This window comes from Pedobacter sp. 01N416, assembly GCF_056399685.1.
On sequence record NZ_JBFTRT010000171.1, the window covers coordinates 1 to 8,924 of the forward strand.

At 41.1% G+C, this 8,924-nt stretch carries 6 protein-coding genes; 5 read left to right on the forward strand and 1 reads right to left on the reverse strand.

All coding sequences use genetic code 11. The annotated features are described in order from the left end of the window. The 5 genes from AC1DND_RS11405 to AC1DND_RS11425 form a co-directional block, all read left to right on the forward strand. Positions 1-1,101: DUF5000 domain-containing lipoprotein (locus AC1DND_RS11405; RefSeq protein ID WP_477581700.1), on the forward strand; the 1,101-nt coding region annotated here is incomplete at its 5' end. A 20-nt stretch (positions 1,102-1,121) separates the two neighbouring features. Further along, positions 1,122-2,303: a DUF4998 domain-containing protein gene (locus AC1DND_RS11410; protein ID WP_167346251.1), complete on the forward strand. Its 1,182-nt coding sequence runs from the start codon at positions 1,122-1,124 to the stop codon at positions 2,301-2,303. Between the two features lie 842 nt (positions 2,304-3,145). Then, positions 3,146-6,256 (forward strand): SusC/RagA family TonB-linked outer membrane protein, encoded by a 3,111-nt coding sequence (locus tag AC1DND_RS11415; protein ID WP_477581702.1) that lies wholly within the window; start codon positions 3,146-3,148, stop codon positions 6,254-6,256. A gap of 33 nt (positions 6,257-6,289) precedes the next feature. Beyond that, entirely contained in the window at positions 6,290-7,915 is a 1,626-nt protein-coding gene (locus AC1DND_RS11420; RefSeq protein ID WP_057935256.1) for a RagB/SusD family nutrient uptake outer membrane protein, read from the forward strand. Between the two features lie 216 nt (positions 7,916-8,131). After that, positions 8,132-8,545 (forward strand): AraC family ligand binding domain-containing protein, encoded by a 414-nt coding sequence (locus AC1DND_RS11425; RefSeq protein WP_167346252.1) that lies wholly within the window; start codon positions 8,132-8,134, stop codon positions 8,543-8,545. A gap of 16 nt (positions 8,546-8,561) precedes the next feature. Here AC1DND_RS11425 and AC1DND_RS11430 read toward each other — a convergent pair. Beyond that, on the reverse strand, positions 8,562-8,924 hold a 363-nt coding region (locus AC1DND_RS11430; RefSeq protein ID WP_477581704.1), incomplete at its 5' end, for a S41 family peptidase.

Genomic DNA, 8,924 nt, shown 5'->3' on the forward strand with positions numbered 1-8,924 from the left:
CCTTTGGAAAAAGATACAGTAGCACCGCCTCCGATTTCAAATCCCGTTTCGGAACGCATGGCAGGCGCAGTTAAGGTTTCCTATAATCTGCCCTCAGATGCAGACCTGATGTATGTGGTGGCAGAATATACAAATAAATACGGTAAGGTAATCAGCGTTAAAGCATCTTCTTACATCAATGCCTTAACTGTTGATGGTTTCGCCGATACTGCATCTTACAGTCTTAACCTTTATGCCGTAGACAAATCCGAAAACAGGTCGGCACCGGTAACCATTAAAGTAAAAGCGCTTGAGCCGCCCATCTTCGCCGTTCGCAGAAGCCTGGCTTTGGTTACCGATTTTGGTGGCATCAATATAAGCTTTGCCAATCCCACGGAGGCCAATATTGCAGTAGTGGTAACTTATAAAGATTCTTTAGGCAATTTTGCAACAAGAGAAACCATCTATACCAAATCTAAAAACGGTCTTTTCTCCTCGAGGGGCTTTCCCTCTAAAGAAACAGTTTTCGGGGTTTATATCAGAGACAGATGGGACAACCGCACCGATACGGCAAAAGCAACCCTAACGCCGATTTTTGAAAAACAGCTCGACAAAAGCAAATTTAAGGTGCTTACCCTGCCTACAGACGCTCCGGTTGGCTGGAGCCTGCCTATCAGTAACCTATGGAACAATGTAATATCGGCAGAGGGAAATATGTGGCATACCACAGATGTCGGTATGCCATGCCAGGTTACTTTCGATCTTGGTGTGACCGCGAAGATAAGCCGTTTTACGCTTTGGCAAAGACAGGGTATATGGATTTATAACCATGGAAATCCCAAAAGATATGAAATTTGGGGTTCGACCAATCCGGCCAGCGATGGCAGTTATACCAATTGGACCAAATTGGCATCATGTGTTTCTATTAAGCCTTCTGCTCAGCCGATCGGTTCCAACTCCAATGAGGATGTAGCTGCTGCTGCACGCGGTGAAGAGACCAATGTTCCTTTGGATGCACCCCCTGTAAGATATATCCGAATTAAGGTATTGGAAACTTGGATAGGACCAGGGGGACAGGCAGCTCACGTTTCAGAGATGACTTTTTRTGGAAACGACAAATGATCTTTATTAAATTATATAGTATGAAACATATTATTGCTTATTCAGTTATTGCAGTTGCCTTATTAATGGTTTCTTGCAGCAAAATGGATGATTACAAAAAATTCACCGATGGCAAAGTTATTGTCTACCCAGGTAAAGCCGATTCATTAAGGATCCAGCCGGGACGCAACAGGGCATTGGTCAGGTTCCTGCTTATCTCCGATCCAAATATCGTAAAAGCGACTATATACTGGAACAACAAGGCAAATCATCAGGATGTTTCCATCACCAGGGGAAAAGGAATAGATACCATAAAAGCAATGGTGTCGCCACTTCCGGAAGGCAATTATTCATTTGAGGTGTTAACCTACGATAAAGGCGGAAATAAATCCGTCGCAGCCTTGAAGCAAGGTGCCGCTTATGGCGATGTTTTTGAGAAATCGTTGTTGAACCGTATATTGGAAAATATTGTTTATCAGCCATCCAATGGAACAACATATCTCAACTGGCGCGCTTCAGATGCAGGATCGATAGGTGCAGAAGTTACCTATACCAACATAAACGGAAAAGTAACGATTAAAAGGATAGCCAAAGACGCAATACAGACGACCTTGACCGATCAAAATCCTAGTACAGATATCCAGTACCGGACTCTTTTTTTACCAGATTCCTTGGCCATTGATACATTTTATAGCGCTTCTGCATCCCGGAAAATAACAGAGTTTTATTTAAAAAACCCGGGAGCACCATTTCTTCAAAGTAAAAGAGATGGAAGGTGGGGCTTAGTTGCAGATTGGACTACTAATGCCGCCGCTAGAAACATGTCCAATGGCGCCGTAGGTGGGTGGGATTCATATAATGGGGGTGGTTTTATTGCTTTTGAGTATTGGGGTACACCCCAAATTACAAATGGAAAAATCTATCAAACTATTACACTCCCACCAGGGAAATATCGCTATGTGGTAACAGTGTCTGAAATTGCCAATCCACTAGAGGCTACTTACGCCGCTGTAAACCTGGGCCAAACACTGCCCGATGTGCCCGACATTTCACAGGCCATGGGAAGTTTTAAATTTTTGGATAATTCGCAGAATGGAAAAGATTTTGCCGTTCCTTTCTCATTGACACAGACCCAGGAGATTACATTAGGATTTGTTTCTACCATGGTAGTCAAAAATCAGAGCAGTGTAAGGTTCAGTAAAGTGCGGTTATATAAGGACTGATTAGCTCGGAAACAATACATCCGATATCAAGCAACATCCTTTACTGTAATAAATAGAAATCCAAGCCATGTTAATGGTTTGGATTTCTGCTTTGCGGGGTAGCCTGTTAGGCACAATCATTACTTTTTTCCAATACTCAATTATTTATAAATCAGTTTGTTAATGTGGTTGTTTTGTAAGTATTTGTAAATCAAAAGGGTATATTGGTAATTGTGTTCCGGTCTAATGGAGTCTGCATAACTAAGCACGTTAAATACTTTCAGCGTTTTGCGATCCTTTAGAAGTCATTAACCTGCGCTTGTTAATTGATCTCGTTTATTGGCAGTTTGAGGATTCTGCTGATTTATAGCGTTTAAAACCAAATAACTGTCCATACCATCATCAGCCTAGTCCCATAAAAATAGAGGGGCAAATCAACTTGTTTGTTTTTTGGGAAAAATTATCAGCCGTGGTTTAATGCGAAAAGTCGGAAAAATATAAAAAGATGTCTGATTACAATAAACCCCACCACTGTTGCGCCTTTTATATTTGAACTATATTCTTTGTCCGATCTGAAGAATGTACAACCAAATATTTGAAGCATGATAAAAGTGTCGACTATAAGTAAGGAAGGTTTTTTCTGGCCTGAAAGATCTCGATATTCTTCTCCTCTATAAAATATTCATGTTGTAGGAAAACTGCCAGTAAATCATGATATGCCTATGAAAAGAAAACGAACTTAATCTTAAGCTATTTGACCAGCCTTTTTATAATGGCTGATATCATTTGTTTAGCCCACAACAAGCAGGTAATTGAAAAACATCCTTGCCTGATTTTCAATAATAACAACCAACTGACCAAATATGGAAATGATTCCAAAGTCGCCAGAAAAATGGCGCAGATTGTTAACACTGTTAACTTTCAGTTCAATACTTTCAGCCACTCCTTTTGCCAAAGGGGTAGCAAGCACAAACACAAGTCTTTATAACAATTTAAATATTAATATTGCTAACGATGCGCCAAATGTTGCCAATCCTAAACAAACAAAAACTGAAGTTACAGTAACGGGTAAAGTTACCGATCTTACTGGCAAAGCAATACCAGGAGTGGTAGTAAAGCATAAAGAATCCGGAAAAGCAACGCAGACGGATTCACAGGGAAATTATTCGCTAAGCACCCCCGACGGGAAAGGAACGCTGGTATTTAGCTTCATAGGCTTCACAAGTAAAGAAATTGTTATAGGGCAACAGACACGGATCGATGTTCAATTGGCAGATGACAATAAAAAACTTGATGAGGTTGTTATTGTCGGTTATGGCACACAGAAGAAAGTAAACCTGACCGGTTCGGTTAGCACTGTTTCCTCGAAAGATCTTGATAATAGACCCATTACCCAGGCATCACAGGCTTTATCGGGTTTGTCACCTGGGGTTCAGGTACAACAGGGTGGAGGCCGCCCGGGCAGTGACGGGGCAAGGGTAATCATTAGAGGTGTAGGGACGTTCAATGCAGGCAGTAGCCCTCTAATATTGATTGATGGAATTGCAGGGTCACTGGATGATGTGGCGCCGGACAATATTGCCAGTATGACCGTACTGAAAGATGCGGCCTCAGCAGCAATTTATGGTAACAGGGCAGCTAATGGCGTTATATTGGTCACAACAAAACGTGGACAAAAGGGGAAAACCGTTATCAGTTATAACAACTATTTCGGCTGGGAGAAAATAACGAGTTTACCGCAATTTGTCGACTCATGGACTTATGCGGAACTAACCGGAGCAAGTGCCGATGTGGTAGCGAAGTATAAAAGCGGAGCCGATCCGGATAACTTTCCCAACGTTTCCCATTTAAAAGATCTGTTGAATACGGGTTCCGGATTTCAGCAGTATCATAATGCCAGTGTTTCTGGCGGTGAAGGCAATAACGTTTATTACCTGTCCGGAAGCTACCGTGATCATAATGGGTTAACGGCAGAAACCAACAACAAAAGATACGATATCCAGGCCAATATTGATACCCGTATCAAAGATAATCTGAATCTTAAAACCAGTATACTCGGTTTTTCTCAATTGCAAACCCAGCCGCAATCCAATTCAGCCGGAATAGGTGGGATAATTGGATTTTCGGTGCGTGAGCCCAATACCATTGCAGGATTGAAATCAGATGGCACCTACGGCCGTCAGGATTTCTTCGCCCCCGAAGCATGGCTCGCCAGTGAAGGTTTCAATAACTTACGTGCTAAAAACTTCTATGGCAATACCACACTCGCATGGGACATTATCCCGGGATTGAACTTAAGTGGAACTGCCGGTTATCACTATTACACGAGTGTAAATACCACCTACGTAGCAGATATAAACATTGATAAGACAACTTATGTGGGCCCAAATAGCTTGGGGATAGGTAATACCGATGGAAATGAAGTTACGCTCAATTTACTTTTAAAATATGTTAAAAGTTTTGGCAAAAACAACTTCTCCATCTTAGGTGGTTACCAGCAAGAGGCACACCGTGATAATTTTACAAGTGCCTATCGCGACAAGTTTCCGAACAACCTGTTGTATCAGCTCGACGCTGGCGCAACGACAAATATGCAAAACGCCGGATCTGCGAATGAATACGCTTTCAGGTCTTTCTTCGCCCGCTTTAACTACGATTACGGCGGCAAATATCTTTTTGAGGCCAATGTGCGCTATGACGGATCTTCAAGATTTGCACCTAAAAATAGATATGGGGTTTTCCCTGCGGTTTCTGCAGGCTGGAGACTTTCTGAAGAATCATTCATTAAGGATAATATTAGCTGGATCAATGAGCTGAAAATCAGGGCTTCCTATGGTTCATTGGGTAATRCCAATATTTCCAATTATCCATATCAATATAATATCAGCACCAATGTAAGGTATAATTTCGGAGGGGTAATTGCCCCTGGTGCTGCGGTGACTGCAGCTGCCAATCAGGATATCAAATGGGAAACAACAACCACTGCCAATCTTGGCCTTGATTTCACTTTGTTCAAGAATGCGCTTAGTGGTACAGTAGATATTTATGATAGGACAGCTAAAGATATTTTATACCAGGTTCCGGTATCTTCTACACTTGGCTTAAGCGCACCAACGCAGAATGCGGGTTCAATCCAAAATAGAGGTATTGAGGTTAGTTTAACCTACAATACCAAAATAGGTCAGGTGAACTTCGGTGTATCACCAAATTTCTCATATAATAATCAAAAGGTAATCAAAATAGCGGGCAATATTCAAAACGTAATCCCTAATTTCTTTTTGGGCCAACCATTAAACCCGATTTATGGATTTGTGGCCGATGGTCTTTTTGTTGATGCTGCGGATGTTGCAAGTTACCCAACACAGCCAAATGGCGGTGTCCCTGGTAACATCAGATTTAAGGACATCAGCGGACCAAATGGTGTTCCGGATGGGAAGGTAGATGCCACTTATGACAGACAGATTTTGGGGAATACCAATCCAAAAGCTTCTTATGGACTAAACTTAACTGCCGCATACAAAGGGTTTGATTTTTCAGCTTTATTTTCCGGGCTTGGAGGGTATACGGTACAGATGGGTTCTTATCAGGCCTACGCATTATATAACGGAGGGAATGTTCAGCAATGGCAATATGAAAATGCATGGACCACACAAAATCCTGATAGAAATGCACTTTATCCACGCATTACCAATTTGAGCCAGGGCAGCGCCAATTTGCAAAGAAACTCTTACTGGAACAGATCAGGAACCTTCCTAAGATTGAAAAATGCCCAGATCGGGTATACCTTGCCATCTAATTTGACTAAAAAAATAAGTCTGGAGAAGGTGAGGATCTTTGCAGGCGGACAAAATCTTTTCACGCTAAATGATTTTTACGAAGGATGGGACCCTGAAAATGGACAGGGTTCTGGAGACAACCCAAACTTCTACCCACTCTCTGCCATTTATACCTTCGGTATAAATGTGAAATTGTAATCTGATGTAGTTAGGATCATTAAATAAAACAAAATGAAAAATTTTAGATATAAATTAACAGTTGTGGTGGGATGCACCTTCCTCACTATGATTGCGGGATGTAAGAAAGACCTTTTAGATACCCAGCCGCTTTCATCAATTTCTGATGCTACCTTCTGGAAAACAGCCGGTGACGCAACACTTGCGCTGAACGGGGTTTATGACAGTGGGGCAGGTTTTACCGGTTATAATTTTTGGGCGGCAACATCGATGGTCAACCTCGATCTGATGGCCGGTAATGGATCAGAAAAGGAATCAATTCCTGATAATTTCACCAATGGAACCTTAAATTCAACCTATGGATTTGTGGGGTCATATTATGCTCAGGCCTATGCTCAGATTGGAAGGTGCAACAATTTTTTGGCCAATATTGGCCTGGTGAGCATGGATGCTGCGCAAAAAGCAGTGATGATCGGAGAGGTGAAAACAATCAGGGCATACAATTATTTCAATCTGGCTTTATATTTTGGCGATGTTCCCCTTGTACAAAAACTGTTGACGGTAGACGAAGCTAATGCTGTATTCCGCACACCTAAAGCAGAGGTTTGGGCATTTTGCGAAAGTGAACTTAAGGCTGCGGCCGCTGCACTTCCTGTATCTGTAAGTGCAGATCGATTGGGGCACATGACATCTGCATCGGCACTGGCCATTCTGGGCCGTTTACAGCTCGCTCAGAAAAAGTGGGCAGATGCAGCCACTACTTATAAAACCATCGTCGATTATAATTATTATACTATCGATCCCAGATACCGAGAACTTTTCTTAAATGCAGGGGAAACCAGTCGTGAGATCATCATGTCAATGCAGTACATTAGGGATACTTACAATCATGCATTGTTGCAATACCTTACGCCCGAAACCTGGGGAGGATGGCATCAGTATTCACCCTTTAACGAACTTGTGGAAGCATATGAGTGTAAGGACGGGAAAACGATAGCAGAATCTCCTTTGTTTGATAAAAACAATCCATATAACAACCGTGATCCGAGGATGGATTTCAATATTATGATCTCTGACCGTACGAGTTTTCGTGGAAAAGTTTACTCTGCTAAACCAGGTACGACGCTTCCGGATCGCCTGAACCAGTATCCTGGTGTTTGGAGCGGTTATGCGATCTATAAATTTCTTGAAGATGATCCTGCTGTGGCAACTACCAATAATACGGGAAACAACTTTCCTTTGATCAGATATGCAGAAGTATTGCTTGGCTATTTAGAGGCAAAGCTAGAGTCTGGCAGTGGTGTAGATCAGGCGTTATTGGATGCAACAATAAATAAAGTAAGGGGAAGGGCAGCCGTGGCAATGCCAGCAATAACTACCTTAGATCCAACAGCACTCAGAACAATCCTCCGCAGAGAACGCCGTGTAGAATTTGCATTTGAAGGGATCAGGTATTTTGACTGTTTGAGATGGGGCATAATCGGTTCAGAGAACAATCAGCAGTTTACTGGTATGAAACTCACCAACGATCCTGCCAATTATAAAGATTATCCCGTAAACGCAAATGGATACTATATTTTCAAAAAACGCAGTTTTATAGTGGGCAAAAACGAACTCTGGCCAATTCCGCAGTCAGAAAGGGATCTGAATAAAAATTTAACCCAAAACCCTGGTTATTAACTATTATGTTTAAATTTTGTGCATTCAGGCAAAACAAAATACTATTGGTTAGTAAGATTAGCGTCATTCCTTCGGGGATGGCGTTTTTTAATGGACATCGGATCGTCATCCCATCGATAAACAATTTGATGTGCTTTAAAGGTTTAAGCTTAACTCAATTTGGATCGCTCAGTTACGACCAATTGTTACAGCTATAAATTTAAACGATTACAATTAGTGAAGCCGAAGGTTTTAAATTTGTCAAATGGGCTATTCCATTCTTTTAGTGCTAGATTAGATACCCTGCCGGATATTAATAACCATTGGCATTACCGTCGTGAATTGGAGTTGGTTTATTTCAAGCGCGGCAATGGTACTCAGTTTGTTGGTGATAGCGTAAAGCCCTTTAAGGATGGCGATATAGTTTTGTTGGGAAGCGATTTACCTCATTTTTGGCAATTTTCAAAAAAGCACTTAAAGAGCGGCGGCAGTGATGCTGTTGAAATATTTGTTATTCACTTTAACGAGGATTTTTTTGGCGATGTTTTACTGTGCCTACCAGAATTTCAGGAAATTAGAAGATTGTTTGAATTTTGCGGTCATGGGCTTCAGATTAGTAATTCTGTCCCCATTTTGCCAAACCCTGGTTAGCAATAAAAAAAAATGCCTACAATTGTTTTTCTAATTTCAAAATCTTTTCTTTAATTTCATTTTCCGTTAATTCTGTTTTTGTGTTTGATTTAAACAGATTTTCAAGTGCTATAATTTGCGCTTTTATCAATGCTTTTTCAGAATTTACTTTTTCATCAACATTAATACCTGTATGCTCCCAATTCGTTTCTGTGACTGCATTTTTTTCAACTGATATCGGGATGAACAACTGATATTTTTTGCCAATAAAAAATACTTTTACAGGATTTGCTGCTCCATAGGTTTTGTCTCCAATTACCTTTGCAATTTTATTTTGCTGTAAATTATATGCTAATGCTTCAGCGGCAGAAATGGTATTATTGTTTACAATGAGGTATAC